The sequence below is a fragment of the Mangrovicoccus sp. HB161399 genome, from assembly GCF_013184745.1.
Lineage (GTDB): Bacteria > Pseudomonadota > Alphaproteobacteria > Rhodobacterales > Rhodobacteraceae > Mangrovicoccus.
In genome coordinates this window covers 18,640-34,268 of record NZ_JAATVU010000063.1, presented here as the reverse complement: position 1 = coordinate 34,268, position 15,629 = coordinate 18,640, and the positions used below count along the sequence as shown (strand labels likewise).

11 protein-coding genes and 1 pseudogene are annotated in these 15,629 nt (G+C 71.1%); 9 read left to right on the top strand and 3 right to left on the bottom strand.

What is annotated here, in order from left to right; all coding sequences use genetic code 11:
• Positions 1-815 precede the first annotated feature (815 nt).
• Positions 816-1,445 carry a GntR family transcriptional regulator gene (locus tag HCC78_RS24725; RefSeq protein WP_216671293.1) on the bottom strand — a complete coding sequence of 210 codons (630 nt, stop codon included), beginning with the start codon at positions 1,443-1,445 and terminating at the stop codon, positions 816-818.
• 143 nt (positions 1,446-1,588) lie between these two features.
• Here HCC78_RS24725 and HCC78_RS24720 point away from each other — a divergent pair, with 143 nt between their 5' ends.
• The 8 genes from HCC78_RS24720 (at position 1,589) to HCC78_RS24685 (ending at position 10,640) form a co-directional block, all read left to right on the top strand.
• A complete protein-coding gene (locus HCC78_RS24720; protein ID WP_172331444.1) occupies positions 1,589-2,947 on the top strand; it encodes a glutamine synthetase family protein in 1,359 nt (452 codons plus the stop codon).
• A gap of 7 nt (positions 2,948-2,954) precedes the next feature.
• The gene (locus HCC78_RS24715) at positions 2,955-4,244 is read left to right on the top strand and encodes an FAD-binding oxidoreductase (RefSeq protein WP_172331443.1); all 1,290 of its coding nucleotides are present in this window, start codon (positions 2,955-2,957) and stop codon (positions 4,242-4,244) included.
• Between the two features lie 69 nt (positions 4,245-4,313).
• Positions 4,314-5,909: an ABC transporter substrate-binding protein gene (locus tag HCC78_RS24710; RefSeq protein ID WP_172331442.1), complete on the top strand. Its 1,596-nt coding sequence runs from the start codon at positions 4,314-4,316 to the stop codon at positions 5,907-5,909.
• Positions 5,909-6,856, top strand: coding sequence for an ABC transporter permease (locus HCC78_RS24705; RefSeq protein ID WP_172331441.1), 948 nt, complete (start codon positions 5,909-5,911; stop codon positions 6,854-6,856). The genes HCC78_RS24710 and HCC78_RS24705 overlap by 1 nt, the downstream gene beginning before the upstream one ends.
• Positions 6,853-7,692, top strand: coding sequence for an ABC transporter permease (locus HCC78_RS24700; protein WP_172331440.1), 840 nt, complete (start codon positions 6,853-6,855; stop codon positions 7,690-7,692). The genes HCC78_RS24705 and HCC78_RS24700 overlap by 4 nt, the downstream gene beginning before the upstream one ends.
• A 14-nt stretch (positions 7,693-7,706) precedes the next feature.
• Positions 7,707-9,335: an ABC transporter ATP-binding protein gene (locus HCC78_RS24695; protein ID WP_216671294.1), complete on the top strand. Its 1,629-nt coding sequence runs from the start codon at positions 7,707-7,709 to the stop codon at positions 9,333-9,335.
• Complete coding sequence (locus HCC78_RS24690; protein ID WP_172331438.1) at positions 9,325-10,269, top strand: glyoxylate/hydroxypyruvate reductase A; 945 nt, start codon at positions 9,325-9,327, stop codon at positions 10,267-10,269. The genes HCC78_RS24695 and HCC78_RS24690 overlap by 11 nt, the downstream gene beginning before the upstream one ends.
• Before the next feature lie 11 nt (positions 10,270-10,280).
• Entirely contained in the window at positions 10,281-10,640 is a 360-nt protein-coding gene (locus HCC78_RS24685; protein ID WP_172331437.1) for a cupin domain-containing protein, read from the top strand.
• Positions 10,641-10,706: 66 nt separating this feature from the next.
• Here HCC78_RS24685 and HCC78_RS24680 read toward each other — a convergent pair whose 3' ends face one another.
• The gene (locus tag HCC78_RS24680) at positions 10,707-11,903 is read right to left on the bottom strand and encodes an MFS transporter (RefSeq protein ID WP_216671292.1); all 1,197 of its coding nucleotides are present in this window, start codon (positions 11,901-11,903) and stop codon (positions 10,707-10,709) included.
• Between the two features lie 364 nt (positions 11,904-12,267).
• On the opposite strand from HCC78_RS24680, the pseudogene HCC78_RS24675 reads away from it, so the two are divergent.
• Positions 12,268-12,432: pseudogene (locus tag HCC78_RS24675) on the top strand (IS5/IS1182 family transposase); the annotation flags it as partial.
• A gap of 2,251 nt (positions 12,433-14,683) precedes the next feature.
• Here HCC78_RS24675 and HCC78_RS24670 read toward each other — a convergent pair.
• Positions 14,684-15,343, bottom strand: a complete 660-nt coding sequence (locus HCC78_RS24670; RefSeq protein WP_253949341.1) for a hypothetical protein — start codon at positions 15,341-15,343, stop codon at positions 14,684-14,686.
• Positions 15,344-15,629: the final 286 nt, after the last annotated feature.

Sequence of the window (15,629 nt, the reverse complement as noted above, 5' to 3'; positions counted from 1 at the left end):
CCCGCCTTCTGGGCCGTCGCCCTGCTGGTCCAGGCCCTGATCGGCGGCGGAGCCCTCGCCCTGGCGAAATGAGCCATCCCGCAGCAGGCAAGGGCAAGGGAACAGGGGCCGGGAAACCGGCCCCTTCCTGCTGTCCGCAATGTCCTGGGAAAGCCGGCGGGCCGCAGCCGTACCGCGGAGATCCCGGCGGCTCCGGCCGCCGGGGCGTCATGGCCCAGGACACCGTGCGGGAAGCCCGCAGGCCTTTCCGCCTGCCGGCCGCCCGGAATTGAGCTGGGTCACCAGATGCATCGGCGGCGTCTGCGCCGAGAGCGCGGCGGCACCGTTCAGGATCACCAAGATCAGCGGTCCGGTCTCGGCAGCCACCGCCAGCGGGTTGCCCCGGAATCCGGAGCTGACCTCCGGGGGCCTTGCCGGTGACGAAAGGGCAGGCCGGAGAGCGCTCCAGAGGGAGCCGCGCGCCTTCCGGCATCGCCGGCTGCGCTGCGGCATCCACATTGGCAGGGTCTGGCAGCTTGCCCCGCGCGGTCCTGCGGCAAGGCGGGCTTGGCGCCGCTATCCGCCAGAGCCGGCGAGATCCTCGGCCACCGGCGCATTCCGCGAATGCCGCAGGAGCGCGCGGCAGGATTCTTCGGCCCGGTTCCGCACTGCCGACGGGCCGATTTGCAGCGCGCCGTTCCGGACCCCGGCGGACCGCCCGCCTCCCGGAGCCTGCCACGGGCGCACCGGCCGGACAGCGCGCATCGGCCATGCCCGGCCGAAGGCGGCCCGCTGGCAGAGGCGTCCCGCGGGCCGGCCCTGCCTTTCCCACCGGCCTAAAGCCGGTCTCCCGCCGCTTCGGCATTGCGGATGAAGTCCATCCCCTGGGCTATGTCGCTGCGCAGCGCGGCGACGAAGCCGTCGCAATCGCGCCGGGTCAGGGCGTCGGTCGCCTCCTTGTGGAAGTCGGCCGCCATCTCCTGCGCGCGGTACTGCCCGGCGATGTAGCGCATCGAAGGTCCGGACTGCAGCCAGAGGATCTCGATCAGCCGGAACAGCGCCGGGGCATCCGCCTTGCGGTAGATGTGGAAGTGGAAGTCGAAATTCGCGGTCATGTAGGCGTCCAGATCGCCCGCCTCGATCGCCCGGTTGACCGCCGTGTCATGCCCGACCAGCGTGTCCAGGTCGTTCTGCGACAGCGCGGCGAAGGCGCGCCGGGCGGTCTCCGGCTCCAGCTGCATGCGCGCGAACAGGATGTCGCGGTGGTTGGGCAGGCTCAGCCGCGGCACTTCGATCGTCCGGCTGTCGGCGAAGCACAGGGCGCCTTCCGCCACAAGGCGCCGCACCGCGTCGCGCACCGGAATGACGCTGACGCCCTCCTCCTGCGCGAGCGCGCGGATCGAGACGCGGTCCCCGGGCAGGAAGCTTCCTTCCCAGATTCTCTGGCGCAGTTTCGCATGCAGCACATCTGCTGACGTATTTGGCTTGTATTCGCTCATTTTTTCATCGATCGACGCCGCTTTCCATAGGTCATGTTATAAGATCCCTTCCTAAGATATAACACAAGGCCCATGTTTTATAACACATGACGCCCCTTTGGACCGACCGCATGACCGCTTTGGACCATACTGCCCTCGACCATATCGAAAAACGCCCGGTCCGCCCGCCTTTCCTGCTGGCGGCGCAATGCGACCTCAACGGCGTGTTCCGGGGCAAGCGGCTGCCGGGGACGCAATCGGCCAAGCTGCTCTCCGAGGGCATGCGGATGCCGATGTCCTCCATCGGGGTCGACATCTGGGGGACGGACGTGGCGGGCAGCCCGCTTTTCGAGGCGGGCGATCTCGACGGGGTGGTCGAGCCGACCGGGCGCGGGCCGATCCCGCTGGACTGGAGCGGAAGCGGCGGGTGCTTCGTGCCGATGTGGATGCGCCGCGAGGACGGCACGCCCTTCTTCGGCGATCCGCGCCGGGTGCTGGCTGAGATCCTGGGCCGCTTCGCGGCCGCCGGGCTGGTCCCGGTGGTTGCGCTGGAGCTGGAATTCCACCTGATCCGCCCCGGCGCGGAGGGCGCGCCGCAGCCGGTCGCAGCGCTGCCTGCGGCCCATGCCGGGGCAGGGGACACGATCTACAGCCTCGAGGAGCTTGGCCGGGCCGGACCCTTCCTCGACGCGGTCTATGAAGGCGCGGAAGCCTGCGGCATCGCGCTGGAGGCGGTGACCTCGGAAAGCGGGCCGGGCCAGTACGAGTTCAACCTCGTCCATTCCGCCGATGCGCTTCGGATGGCCGATGACGCGGTGTTCCTCAAGCAGATCATCCGCAATGCCGCGCGCAGCCACGGGATGGAGGCGACCTTCATGGCCAAGCCCTACATGGCCCATGCCGGGAACGGGATGCACATGCATTTCAGCCTGCTCGACGGCGCGGGACGCAATGTCTTCGACGATGGCGGTCCCGACGGCACGCCGGTCCTGCGCCATGCGGTGGCGGGGCTGCTGGAGGCGCTGCACGATACCGCGCTGATCTTCGCGCCGCACCGCAATTCGGCACGGCGGCTCCGGCCCGGAACGCTGGCGCCGGTGAACGCCTCCTGGGGGTGCGAGAACCGCACGGCGGCGGTCCGCATTCCCGGCGGGGCTCCTGCAGCGCGGCGGATAGAGCACCGCGTGGCCGGGGCGGATGCCAATCCCTACCTGGTGATGGCCGCGGTCCTGGCTGCGGCGCTGCGCGGCATCGGGGCGGGGAAGGAACCGGTGCCGCGCGAGGACAACAATGTCGGCGCGGGCGGCGCGGCGGCGATCCCGCCCGACTGGCGCCAGATGATCGCGGCCTTCGAGGCGAGCCCGCTCTGCGCCGCGCTCTTCCCGTCCGAATTCGTCGCCATGTTCTCCGCCTGCAAGCGGCAGGAACTGGCGGTCTTCGAGGCGGAGATCTCGGCGCTCGAATACCACAGCTACCTGCGGACGGTGTGACCTGACGATGACCCAGCCCCACACGGCGTCCTATTACGCGGCGACGGCGCGCCGCTACGATCCCTTCCCGGCGCTCGAGGGCGCGGCCGAGGCCGATGTCGCGGTGGTCGGTGCCGGATTCACCGGCATCAACGCCGCCATCGAGCTGGCCGAGCGCGGCCTGCGCGTCGTGCTTCTCGAGGCGAACCGCATCGGCTGGGGCGCCACCGGGCGCAATGGCGGGCAGATCACCGGCTCTCTCTCGGGCGACGCGGCGATGGCGCGGCAGTTCCGCCGCTCGCTCGGCGCGGAGACGGCGGACTACATCTGGGACCTGCGCTGGCGCGGCCACCGGATCATCCGCGAGCGCGTCGCGCGCTTCGGCATCGACTGCGACCTGAAGCACGGCCACCTGCAGGCCGCCATGACCCCGAAGCACGAGGCTGCGCTGAAAGAGCTGGCCCGCACCGCGGAAGCGCAGGGCATGGGGGACGAGGTCCGCTATGTCGGGGGCGACGAACTGCGCAGCCTGATCGAGGTGCCGCTCTATACCGGCGGCGTGCTCAACATGCGCAACATGCATGTCCATTCGCTGAACCTGGCCATCGGCGAGGCGCAGGCCGCGGCCTCGCTGGGCGTGCGGATTTTCGAGCGGACCCGCGTGACCGGCATCCGCCACGGCCGCCGCCCGGTGCTGGAAACTGCAGCCGGCCGGGTCACCTGCGACACCGTCCTTCTGGCCGGGAATGCCTATCACCGGCTGGCCCAGGGGCGGATGAAGGGCGCGCTCTTCCCGGCGGCGCTCGGCATCGTCGCGACCGAGCCTTTGCCCGAGGAGGTCGCGCGCAGGATCAACCCGCGGGACATCGCGGTCTATGACGACCGCTTCGTGCTCGACTACCACCGGCTGACCGCCGACAGGCGGCTGATCTTCGGCGGCGGCACCAACTATTCCGGCCGCGCCACCCGCGACATCGCCGCCGAGCTGCGCCCGGCGATCGAGCGCACCTATCCGCGGCTGAAGGGCATCGGCATCGACTTCCAGTGGTCGGGGCAGGACGGGATCATCCCGAACCGCATCCCGCATCTGGGGCGCATCCGGCCGAATGTGTTCTTCGCCGAGGGCTATTCCGGCCACGGCATCGCCACCAGCCATATCGTCGCCGGCATCATGGCCGGGGCGGTCACCGGCACGATGGGCGAGTTCGACGTCTTCGACGCGGTGCGGCGGCTGCGGCTGCCGGCCGGCCAATGGGCGGCCCACCAGGCCCTGGCTCTTGGCATGTGGTACTACACGCTCCGCGAAAGGCTGGCCTGAGCGGGACGAGACGACCTGGAAGAGTGACTGAGCCCCCTCAAGAGGGGCAGTGCAACAGCGAGGACAACCATGACCGACCAGAAACGCCCTGCCGCCGTTCCGGCACGACCGCGCGCCATCAGCCGCCGCGGCCTCCTGCAATCCGCCGCCGCCTTCGGCCTCGCCTCCGGCGCGGGCGGGCTCCTGCTGCCCGGCGTAGCACGCGCCCAGGAGGTGCCGCAATCGGGGGGCACGCTGCGCGCGGGCATCCTCGGCGCCAGCTCGAACACCAACGATCCGGCGCTGCGCCAGGACGAGTTCGGCGTGATGGCCGCCTACACGACCTTCAACCACCTGGTCGAGATCGCCCCCGACAAGACGCTTGCCCCCGAGCTGGCCGAAAGCTGGGAGGCCGCGCCGGGCGCGAAGGAATGGGTGTTCAACCTGCGCAAGGGCGTCGAATTCCATGACGGCCGGACGATGACCGCCGACGACGTGATCTACTCGATCAACCGCCACCGCGGCGAGGCCTCGCAATCCGGCGCCAAGGCGCTGATGGCCGCGATCGAGGAGGTCGAGAAGCTCGGCAGCCACCAGATCCGCATCCGCCTGGCTTCGGGCAATGCCGACCTGCCCTGGAACTTCTCGGGCGACCACATGGCCATCGTGCCCGACGGCTTCGACAACTGGATGAAGCCGGTAGGCACCGGCGGCTACGTCCAGACCTCCTTCGAGCCGGGCGTCCGCGCCACCTGGGAGCGCAACCCGAACTACTGGAAGGAAGGCCGCGCCCATGTCGGCGAGGTCGAGTTCCTGGTGCTGAACGACCCGCAGGCGCGCATCGCCGCGCTGCAGTCGGGCCAGATCGACGCGCTCGGCCTGGTCGATCCGGTGGCCGTGGAGATGCTGAAGGGCAGCGGCGCCGCCCAGGTCGTCAACAGCGCGGGCGGCCAGTTCTGGAGCTATGCCGCGAACTGCAAGCTCGCGCCCTTCGACAACGTCAATGTCCGCCGCGCGCTCAAGCACGGCATCGACCGGCAGAAGATCCTCGACATCGTGCTGCGCGGCAATGGCCGGATCGGCAACGACCAGCCGGTGGCGGCGACCGATCCGCTGTTCAACACCGAGCTGGGCCAGACCCCCTACGATCCGGAAAAGGCGCGCTACTACCTGAAGGAGGCCGGGCTCGACGGCCTGTCGCTGCAGCTCGACACCTCGGACGCGACCTATGCGGGCTCGGCCAATGTCGGCCAGCTCTACCGCCAGGCGGCGCAGGAGGCGGGCATCGGCATCGAGGTGATGCGCCAGCCGGCCGATGGCTACTGGGACCAGATCTGGCTGAACCCGTCGCGGCAGATGACCTCGGGCGTCTGGATGGGGCGGCCCACGGTGGACATGCTGATGTCGACGATCTTCGCCGGCGACGCGCCCTGGAACGAGGCCTTCTGGTCGGATCCGCGGTTCGACGGCATCCTGGTCGAGGCCCGCGCCGAGCTCGACCCGGCGAAGCGCAAGGAGATGTACTGGGAGCTGCAGTCGATCATCCATGCCGATGCCGGCCACGTGATCCCGGTCTTCGCGGATTTCATCGACGCCTACAGCCCGCGGGTGCGCGGCCTGATGCCGACGCCCTCCTGGTACCTGATGGGCGCGCGCTTCACCGAGCGCGTCTGGCTCGCCTCCTGATGGGCAGGCTGATCCTGCGGCGGGGCGGGACGGGGGGTCTCCTCGTCCTTGCCTCCACCCTGCTCCTGTTCCTCGCGGGCGAGATGATGCCGGGCGACTTCGCCTCGAAGCTGCTCGGCGCCTCGGCCACGCCCGAGACCGTCGAGGCGCTGCGCCTGTCGCGCGGGCTCGATGCCTCGCCGGCGGCGCGCTATCTGGCCTGGCTCGGCGGGCTCCTGCACGGCGATCTGGGCCTGTCGCTGACCAATGGGCGCGAGATCGGCGCGCTGATCGCCTCGCGCCTCGGCAACACGCTGCTGCTGGCCGGGCTCGCCGCGGCGGTTGCCGTGCCGCTGGCATTGGCGCTCGGCACGCTGGCGGCGGTCTTCCGCGACAGCTGGATCGACCGCGCGGTGCTGGTCCTGACCATGGTCACGGTCGCGACGCCGGAATTCTTCTTCGCCTATGTTGCCATCGCCGTGCTGGCGGTGGAGCTGAACTGGCTGCCCTCGATCTCCATTCCGCGCCCGGGCATGAGCGTTTGGGAGGTGCTGCAGGTGCTGGTCCTGCCGGTGCTGACCCTCGTCGTCACCTCGACGGCGCATGTCGCGCGGATGACCCGCGCCTCGATCGTCGCGGCGATGGAGCAGGACTATGTCGGCACCGCCATGCTGAAGGGCCTGCCGCGTGGCCGGATCGTGCTGCGCCACATCCTGCCCAACGTGGCCGCCCCGGTCTCGGCCGTGGTGGTGATGACGCTGGCGGACATCGTCGTCGGGCTGATCATCGTCGAGACGATCTTCGCCTATCCCGGCATGGGCCAGCTGATGGTCGACTCGGTCGCCAAGCGCGACATCACCGTGGTGCAGGCCTGCGGGCTGATCTTCGCTGCCACCTACATCTTCCTCAACATGGCCGCGGACATGCTGGCGATCGCCTTCAATCCCCGGCTCCGGAGCGCCAGATGAGCCTGCATGACATCACCGCCCCGCCCCTGCGCGCGCCCGGCTTCGCCCGCCTGCCGGTGCTGGCCGCGGCCGCCTTCTGCCTTGCCTGCCTTGCCGCCGCCGTTGCCGCGCCGGTGCTTGCGCCCCATGACCCGGCCGATCTGGTGGCGCTGCCCTGGCAGCCGCCGGGCGACGGCTTCCTCCTCGGCACCGATCAGCTTGGCCGCGACATGCTCTCGCGGATCATCTGGGGCGCGCGCGTCTCCATCGGCCTCTCGGCCGCGATCACCGCGCTGGCTTTTGCCTTCGGCGTGCCCGCGGGCCTCGCGGCCGCCGTGCTCGGCGGTTGGGCCGACCAGGCGATGAGCCGCACCGTCGATCTCTTCATGGCGCTGCCGCCGCTGATCCTGGCGCTGCTGGCGCTTTCGGTCACCGGCACCTCGCTTGTCACGCTGACCCTGGTCGCCGCCTTCCTCGCCGCGCTGCGGGTGTTCCGGCTGTCGCGCGCGCTGGGGGTCGACCTCGCGACCCGCGATTTCGTCGACATCGCGCGGCTGCGCGGCGAGGGCACGCTCCGTATCGCCGCCTGCGAGATCCTGCCCAATGCCGCCGGGCCGCTGATCGCCGAGGCGGGCCTGCGCTTCGTCTTCGCCTTCCTGTTCGTCGCCTCGCTGTCGTTTCTCGGGCTCGGGGTGCAGCCGCCGATGGCCGACTGGGGCGGCATGGTGCGCGAGAATGCCGGCGCGCTGAACTATGGCGGCATCGCGCCGCTGGTTCCGGCCGCCGCCATCGCGCTGCTCGCCATTTCGGTGAACCTGCTCGGCGACCGGGCAGCAGGCGGGAGGACGGGCCGATGAAGCCGGAGCCTGCGATGAAAGTGCCGCTTCTCGCCATCGACCGGCTGGAGATCGAGGCGCCGGGCAAGGGCGGCGCGCCGCTGCGGCTGATCGACGGCGTGTCGCTGCAGCTGGCGCCGGGCCGGGTGCTGGGGCTGATCGGCGAATCCGGCGCCGGGAAATCCACCCTCGGCCTTGCCGCGCTCGGCGTGCTGCGCGGCGGCCAGCGGATGACGGCAGGCGAGGTCCGGCTGGCCGGGCAGCCGCTGGGACGCCTGGATCCGGGCGCCATGCGGCGGCTGCGCGGCCGGGAGGTCGCCTATGTCGCGCAATCGGCGGCGGCGGCCTTCAACCCGGCGCAGCGGCTGATCGACCAGGTGATCGAGACCGCGCTGGCCTGCGGCATGTCCCGGGCCGGGGCGCGCGCCCGCGCCATCGACCTCTTCGCCCGGCTCGGCCTGCCCGATCCGGCGCGCTTCGGCGGGCGGTTCCCGCACCAGGCCTCGGGCGGGCAGCTGCAGCGGGCGATGACCGCGATGGCTATGTGCGCGCGGCCCCGGCTCATCGTATTCGACGAGCCGACCACCGCGCTCGACGTCACCACCCAGATCGAGGTCCTCGTCGCGGTGCGCAGCGCGATCCGCGAAGAGGGCATGGCTGCGCTCTACATCTCGCACGATCTGGCGCTGGTGGCGCAGATGGCGGACGAGATCATGGTGCTGCGCCATGGCCGCATGGTCGAGCACGGCCCGGTCCGGCAGGTGATCGACGCGCCGAAAAGCCCCTATACGCAGGCGCTGATCGGCGCGCGCGGGCTGGTCCGGACGCCGCGCCCCTCCGCCGCTCCGATCCTGGAGGTCCGGGGACTCGATGCGGCCTATGGCGAGATGAAGGTGATCGGCGATCTGACGCTGTCCGTTCCCGAGGGCGGCACGCTGGCGGTGATCGGCGAGAGCGGCTCGGGCAAGTCGACGCTCGGCCGCGCGATCTGCGGGCTCCTGCCCTGGAGCGCCGGATCGGTCCGCTTCGCCGGGCGCGATCTGGCTCCCGAGCTGCGCCGCCGGACGCGGGCCGAGCTGAAGGACATCCAGCTGATCCACCAGCTGCCCGATCTGGCGCTGAACCCGCGCCGCAGCGTCGGCGCCGCGATCGGCGCGGCGCTCGCCCGGTTCCGCGGGCTGCGCGGCGCGGCGGCCCGCGAAGAGACCGCGCGGCTGCTGCGGCAGGTGGACCTCGACCCGTCGCTGGCCGCGCGCCTGCCCGGCGCGCTGTCGGGCGGCCAGAAGCAGCGCGTCTGCATCGCCCGCGCGCTCGCCGCCGAGCCGCGGCTGATCATCTGCGACGAGGTGACGAGCGCGCTCGACCCGCTGGTCGCGGAAGGCGTGCTGAAGCTGCTCTCCCGGCTCCAGGCCGAGACCGGCGCGAGCTATCTGTTCATCACCCATGATTTCGGCGCGGTGGCCTCCATCGCCGACGAGGTGGCGGTGATGAAGCAGGGCGGGCTCGTCGCGTCCGGCGCGCTGGCGGATGTCTTCGACGCGCCGCCCGACCCCTATACCGCGGCGCTGCTCGAGGCGGTGCCGCAGCTTTCTCCCGGCTGGCTCGACGAGATCGCCGCCCGCCGTTCCCTTCCCGACACTGCAAGGAAAGACCATGCCGTCTGACGCAAACGCCCTTCTGATCGCTGCCACGGGCGAGGACCCGGTCCCCTATCGCGACGCGCTCCGGGCGCACATGCCCGATCTGGAAATCCATGCCGAGGGCGAGGCCTACGACCCGGCGACGATCGGCTTCTCTCTGGTCTGGAAGCCTGCGCCGGGCCTGATGGCGAGCCTGCCGAACCTGAAGGCGATCTTCTCGATGGGCGCCGGGATCGACCATATCCTGGCCGATCCGGCGCTGCCTGCCGAGGTGCCGATCGTCCGGCTGATGCATGACAAGACCCGCGAGCAGATGCGCGACTATGTCCTGCATGCGGTGCTGCACTATTACCGCCAGATGGACGTGGCGGCGGCGCAGCAGGCCGAGGGTGCCTGGCGCTTCCTGCAGATCCGCGACAAGGCCGCCCTGCCGGTCGGCTTCCTCGGCATGGGGGAGATGGGACGGGCAGCGGCGGCCGCGCTTGCCGGGCTCGGCTTCGCCGTGATGGGCTGGTCGCGCAGCCCGAAGGACATCCCCGGCGTCGAAACCTTCAGCGGCGCCGACGGCCTGTCGGCGATGCTGGCGCGCACGCGGTTTCTGGTTTCGGTGCTGCCCGCGACGCCGGACACGGTCGGGCTGCTGGATGCGGACCTCTTCGCGCGACTGCCGCGGGGCGCGGCCGTCATCAATCTCGGCCGCGGCAACCACCTCGTCGCAGAGGACCTGCTGGCGGCGCTCGACAGCGGGCAGGTGGGCGCCGCGACGCTCGATGTCTTCGACCCCGAGCCGGTCCCGGAGGACAGCCCCTTCTGGACCCATCCGAAGGTGCGCCTGACCCCGCATATCGGCAGCGACGGCAATGCCGCGATCTGCGGCGTCGCGGTCAGCGAGAACATCGGCCGGATGGCGCGCGGCGAGGCGCCGACGCCGCTCGGCGACCGCGTCCGCGGCTACTAGGAGGCTGGAACATGGAGCCGAAATACCTGGTGATCGACGCGCAGGAGCCGGGCGTTCCCGCCGCGGCGGGCTGCCCGGCGGCGGAGCGGGTGATCGAGGGCGCGCCCTCGAACCTGACCTGGGATCTGGAGCGCAGCCCCGACGGCAAGGTCGAGACCGGCGTCTGGGAGGTCGCCCCCGGCGCCTGGCACGTGGTCAAGGACGCCTGGGAGTTCATGCATGTGGTCTCGGGCCATTCCGAGATCACCGAGGAAGGCGGCAGCGAAACCGTCACGCTGCGCGCCGGGTCGACCTTCGTGATGCGTCCGGGCTTCCGCGGCGTCTGGCGGGTGATCGAGCCGACCCGCAAGCTCTGGGTCACCTACGGCTAGAGGCCGCCGCGCGCGGCCGTTGCCTGTTCCGGGCCTTGCGGTCCCCGGGGCAGGCGGGACGCAGGCTCATGACGGCCGCCGCCTGCCTGCGAGCTCAAGGGCGCTTGCGGCGGCTCCGAGCGCGAGGCCGAGCGCGGCCGGGCCGGCCCATCCCGCCCGGTGCCAGGCCAGCACCGACAGCGCCGAGCCCGCCGCGCCGCCGAGGAACATCAGCCCCATGAAGATGGTGTTGATCCGCGCCCGCGCCTCGGGGCGCAGCGCGAAGATCACGTGCTGGTTCGACACCAGCGCCGCCTGCACGGCGAGGTCGAGGAGGATGACGCCGGTCACCAGCCCCGGCATCGCCCTCCAGGCACCGAACACCGCCCAGGCGGCCAGCGTGCCGAGGGCGCCGAGCGCGATCGCCGCCTGCGGGCCGCGGCGGTCGGCAACCCGTCCGGCCAGCGGCGCGGCGAAGATGCCGACGAGGCCTAGGATGCCGAACAGCCCGGCCGTCTCGGCGCCGAGGCCGTAATCCTGCGCCAGGTGCAGCGCCAGCACCGTCCAGAAGGCCGAGAAGGCCGCGAAGAGCAGCACCTGCGACGCCGCGGCGCGGCGCAGCGCGGGCAGCGCGCGCCAGAGATGGAGCAGCGACAGGATCAGCTCCCGGTAGCGCGGCGCCGACCCGGGACGGCTTTGCGGCAGGCAGCGCGCCATCAGCGCCGCCGCGCCGAGCGCGATCGGCACGGCCAGCCAGAACATCGCCCGCCAGCCCCAGGCGCTGCCGACCAGCCCGGCCAGCGTGCGGCTGAGCAGGATGCCGGCCAGGAGGCCGGACATCACCTTGCCGACCACCGCCCCGCGCTGCGCGGGCGCCGCCAGGTGGCTGGCCAGCGGCACGATCTGCTGGGCGACGGTCGCGGCGGCGCCGGCCAGCACCGAGGCCGCCACCAGGACGGCCGCGCCGGGCGCGGCGGCCACCGCGGCCAGCGCCGCGGCGAGCGCGACGAACTGCAGCGCGATCAGCCGGCGGCGTTCGAGCATGTCGCCCAGCGGCACCAGCAGGAACAGCCCCAGCCCGTAGCCGATCTGGGTGACGGTCGGCACGAGCCCCGCGGCGGCCGGACCCAGATCCCGCGCCATCAGGTCGAGCATCGGCTGGTTGTAGTAGATGTTCGCGACCCCGGCGCCCGCGGCGATGGCCATGGCAGCGACCGGGACGGCCGGCTCCGTCCCGCCTGTCTGCGGCGCGGGGCCGTCCGGTGAATGTCTGTCCGGTTCCATCCTGCTCTCCTGGGCATGGCCCGCCCTGCATCCGGCGGACGGTGTCCCGCATCCTGCGCGCAGGCAGGGGCGCGGTCTTGGAGAAAGCCGCCGTCCCTTGCACGGATTCCCCGCCGTTCTTCCGCGGGCGGCCGCCGCGGGGTTGCATCCATGCTCCGGCACGGACGGAAGGGCCGCTCCTGCACGGGGCACGTGCCGATGCGGGGCATCCTGGCCACGGGCCGCCATCCCATCGGCCGCTCCGGCGGTGCGGAGGGGCTTCCGGACCCCGCCGGCCGGCGCCTTCCAGGCGGCCTGGCAGGGTGCTGAAATTGTCGCGCGCAGGACATGATTCATCCGCTGCGGATCAACGGCGGAAACAGTCATGCGCGGAACGGACGAGACGAGCGGATCGTTCTTCAGCCATGTCGATCTCGAGGCGCGCCTCTCGGCCCGGCATCCGCTGCGGAAGTTCCGGGGGGGGGCCGTGCAGCGAGCCATGGCGAACGCGCTCGCCAGCCTCGATGCCAAATTCGAGGTGCTCTACGCCACTCGACGGGCTTGACGAGGCTTCCGACCCTGGATGCCGACAAGGCATGCGACTCTGCAGGGTCCGTGGCCCATTGCCCTCCGGCCTGCATCACCCCTTATGCCGCGCAGAAGGCGCAGTTCTTGGCGATCGCCGGACGCACCACGCGGCACGCGGTCCATGCTCCGTCGCAGCGGCAATGCAAGCGGATCGAGGGCCTTTTGTCTGGACCAAGACGGTGGAGATCGCGGCACAGACGGTCCATCGCGGCGTCGAGCGTGTACGGTCCCGCTCCATCCTCACTCACCTTGGCGTCGGCAAACCTCGTCCGTTTGCCGCCGCAGCTGGCGATTTGAGGGAGAGCGTCGCCTCCCTGCTGCATGATGTGCGGCAACAAGAAGCCGAGTGGTTGCGCTGCCAGGATCGACAAGGCGTCAGCCTACCTGTTTCAGCACACTGCTACGCCAAGCCGGGACAGCACATGTCGTCCGGCAGACGGGCGATGCCGCCGCGCGATGGCCATCTGCAGCAGGTAGCCCATCGTGCCCGATGCCATTGCCGCGGCCGGACGGCGCCTGCAGATCCCGTCTCCGCCGGACCAGCGCCAGACCGCCCGCGCATCTTGCATCCGGCTGCGGTGTCCGAGAAGGCTGCCGGGCTGTGGATGGAGGCGGCGCTGTTGACACAGCGCGGGTGCGTCCGCCGGATCGAGAAGACGAGGCGCAGGATGACTTTTTGCCCGGATGCCGTGCCGGCCTGGACGGCTTAGTCGATGCGATCCGCGATGATGCCGGCGGGACGTTGTCGGCAGATCGAGGGCGATCCCCGGATATTCTGCCGGGAAGGCGCCTAGGGCTTCCGGCATGCAATTTGTCGTCGCCGCTTCTGGCAGATGATCCGGAACCGGCCGAAAGGTTGTTCCCTGTGATTGCCCATGGCTGTCCCGGCCGCGGCGGCTTCGGCCCGCACGCGCCAGGAATAGTCCAGTTGGATGTGCGATGCGCCAGTCAGGCTGGTGCGGCAGGTCGAGCGGTTCGGCAGGAGCAGGCCGGGCTGGCCATCGGGCTGCGCGATCCTCTGGAACACCGTGGACTTCGGAATGCCGGGCCGCCTGCCTGCCCCTGTGAAGCCCCCAGACTCGGCGATCTCCGCCGGATGTCATCGACGCTGGCCATGTCCGCCGGTTCCATGCGCTGCCGTTGTCCGGAAATGCCGCCAGCATGTCCTGAATATCCGGGTTCCCGTGCGTTTCGCACGCAATAGCGTCCGACCTGCCAGATGGGAGATCGCACATGGGGCCGCCACGCGGAGCGATGGAAGGACAGGGCGGTGTCTGCCGTGGCGTTGACGGTCCTCGCGACCCTGTCGCGGTCCGCCGCGGATGCGGCGATCAAGGCGGCGTTGCCGGACGTGCCGCTGGCGCAGTTTATCTTGCTGCACTCCTGCCTCGCCTTGCCAGCGCGCGCCGGGGCGCTGAAATTGTGCTGTCGGGCGGCGTCCCTCCGGGCGTCGCGCCCGGGCCGGGGCTCCTGCGGCCTGCTGCTGCGTCGAGCCTCCTGCTCTGCCAAGCGTCGCTGCCGCGACGTATTTCTCGGTCCCTCCTTCCGCCACGCTGCTTTCCGCACGCTCTGGGGGGACCGTGCCGGCGGCACGGGATCGCTCTCGGCTCCGGCGGTGTGCTGCCAATGCCGAAGCCGGATGCGGGCGACCCGCCGCCGGAGCCGCGGGGAGAACCCGTTTGCCCTCGCGCCGGTAGCCTGGCCGCGGTCTGCCTCGGCGGCGCTGCGCGACTTTAAGGGCCGGAGGCTGCCGCCACATGGCAGCCTGCCGACGACATCCCGTGACGGGTGACGGGTGACGGTGATTCCGGGCCTGTCCATGCTGGCCGGGTGCTTCGGAACCGCATTGCCTGCCGGTTGGGACCCGCACCTCTGGTCACGACCTGGGATTGCTCCTGCCGCGCCGTCGGCGTTCCGATCGGCGTGACGGCCTTTCCGGGGCAACCGGATCCGCTCTCGCTGCGGCGGGTCGCGTTGCTGCCGCTGGCGGGGGCGACCGTGCTCCGGCGGCGGCGCGCCGAATGCATTCCCGCGGCGGCGGTTCCTGCTCCGGGGCACGTTCCCGGAGGTTCGGGAGCGCAAAGTGGCGCCGTACCGGCCGGACAGCGGACGCCCGCACCTTGAGGGGCCGACAGCCGCCCCGAATGACGGGGACAGATCGATCGCATCGACTGGCCGCGTCCGGCCGGCTTGCCGCCATCCGGCGCAACGCCCTAGACCCTGGCCGCCCCGTGGCGCTCCGGCGGCTTGGCAGGGCAAGGACGCCGGGCTGGATCGCCCGCACGTACAGGAGCGCCGCGGCGAACATGAGGTCCGGCCCCCCACCCACGCCCGTGCCGCCGACCGGTCGCGCCGGACAAGGGCACTGCCTGCCATGGCCTCTTGCCCTGCCGCACTGGCGGTGGCCGCTGCCAGAAGCCGAGATGGCCCGCGGCCGCTTCTTCCATTGTCCCGGCGAAGAGGCCGCGGATCCCGGCTTGGCGCCGCCCGGCGGCGAAGACCGCCGAGCCGGGCAGGTAGAGCGCAAGGTTCCCGGGATTGTTGCCGGCCAGCACGGCGAGGCGCCTTTCGGTCATGCCGCAGACGACGGTGCCGAATCCCGCCCGGTCGCAGGCGCCCGGGCACATGCAGCAGGGCTCCACCGGAGTGCAGAACGTGAAGGCCCCGGGGAATTCCGGGCTGCGGAGACGGCTCGCCCTGCGGGCGACCGTCGTCTCGGCATCGCCGGTGGCGCCGCCGGTCCCGAGGCCGTTGCCGCGCGGCAGCAGGACCGTGCCGTCCGGCCCGACCAGCATGGCGCAGAACGGGTGGTTGCCGGCCTCGGGGCTGTCCCGTGCGATGCGGACGGTCTCGCGCAGGTGGTGCAGGCCCATTTCCAGGGCCTCTCTCCGCGTTCTGGAACGAAATGCGGCGAGGGTAGGGGGATGGAGGCGCGAGAAGGTTTTGATACATCGGTGACAGGCGCGCGAAAAAATGCAGCGCATGCTGACAGGCGGGAGCGGCCAGGAAAGGCTGAGTTCCGAAGCGACATCCATGCTTTCGGCGCGCGCGCGGAGGCTCGATCCGCGGCGCTGCGGAAAAGCCGGACATTTCATCCGTTGCGCCCAGCGACGCCGGAGGCCGATCCGGGGGCAGGCCAGATGGTGCGCCGCGCGGCCG